The sequence below is a fragment of the Vibrio sp. 704 genome (assembly GCF_033339295.1).
Window position 1 is genome coordinate 1 of sequence record NZ_JAWOUH010000388.1, and the last position, 738, is coordinate 738.

Genomic DNA, 738 nt, shown 5'->3' on the forward strand with positions numbered 1-738 from the left:
TACTTCTCAACCATCAAAGAAGCCATGGTATTTGCGTTTGCACCTCCTGCCATCCAAGAGTTGGGTAACGCAACGGGTTTTGATTTCTATCTACAAGACTCCCTGAGCCTTGGTCACGAAGCATTAGTTGCCGCACAAGGGCAATTACTGGGAATGGCAGCGCAGAATCCAAAACTAGTTGGTGTTCGTCCGAATGGCCAATCTGATGCGCCAATGTACCAAGTGCATGTAGATCACGTTAAATTGCGCGCGCTGGATGTCAGCATCAACGACGTGAACCAAATCCTATCCGCCGCTTGGGGTGGAGCGTATATCAACGACTACATTGACCGTGGTCGCGTTAAAAAAGTGATGGTGCAAAGTGACGCAGAGTTCCGTATGCAGCCAGAAGATTTTAACTCGTGGTATGTACGTAATGCGCAAGGTGAAATGGTGCCGTTCTCGGCGTTTGCAAGTGGTGAATGGACGTATGGTTCACCGCAGCTTCAACGCTTTAATGGCCTAGCCGCGATGAACATTCAAGGTGGCGCTGATCCAGGTGTCAGTACGGGTGAAGCAATGGCTGAGATTGAAGCGATGGTTGAGCAGTTACCAGAAGGCTTTACGGTGAACTGGAACGGCATCTCTTATGAAGAGCGTTTGTCCGGCAACCAAGCTCCAATGTTGTACGCGTTGTCCATTTTGGTCGTGTTCCTAGTACTTGCTGCGTTGTATGAAAGCTGGTCTGTACCGCTTGCG

The 738-nt window shown here is 49.7% G+C and carries 1 protein-coding gene; it reads left to right on the plus strand.

Translation table 11 applies throughout. The features are described from left to right. A partial coding sequence (locus R7R24_RS26640) for an efflux RND transporter permease subunit (RefSeq protein WP_318120107.1) occupies window positions 1–738 on the plus strand: 738 nt, incomplete at both ends.